Here is a 511-nt window from a genome sequence, read left to right as displayed (position 1 = left end):
AACCAGATCGTTGTTGAATGGAAGTACGCCAAGTACTTCGCCTTGTGTAATCGGTCCTTCATTGATGGATTCGCGAATACCACCACCATTTTGCAGGGCGATTACAGCATTAGTGCCAGCTTTCTTAGCTGCAAATAGCATACCATCGGCAATCAGATTACCGAGGTTAGTTTCTTTTGTGCGAACATTATCACGAACGCCGTTTAGGACAACCTCTGAGTTACCTACTACCTCATTGGTCAGCTCTTGAATGCCTGGCTTATACTCGGTATCTAGGATCTTCTTGGCTTCAGGATCCTCTGCGATAACATAGTTAGTGCCGTTCTTAGCGTCGATGGAGATTAATTGGTCTTTCCATGTTGTTAGAACGCCATCTTTGTTAAATTTAACTTCGAGTTTACCAAGGAACAGTCCTTTTTCACCAGTTTGCACAATAAGCTTCGGTGCGCTAGGATCGCTGTTATCTACAACAGCTTGATCTAGTTGTGTATGGCTGTGACCACCGACAATA

The 511-nt window shown here is 44.0% G+C and carries 1 protein-coding gene; it reads right to left on the bottom strand.

The genetic code is table 11. The annotated features are described in order from the left end of the window. Window positions 1-511, bottom strand: a 511-nt coding sequence (locus CA598_RS31745; protein WP_179281794.1) for a 5'-nucleotidase C-terminal domain-containing protein, incomplete at both ends; no start/stop codon positions are given.

It is taken from the genome of Paenibacillus sp. VTT E-133291 (assembly GCF_002264395.1).
In the GTDB taxonomy this organism is placed as follows: Bacteria; Bacillota; Bacilli; order Paenibacillales; family Paenibacillaceae; genus Paenibacillus_AQ; species Paenibacillus_AQ nitricinens.
The sequence above is the reverse complement of the archived record's forward strand: the minus strand, read 5'-3'. Positions and strand labels throughout refer to the sequence as shown.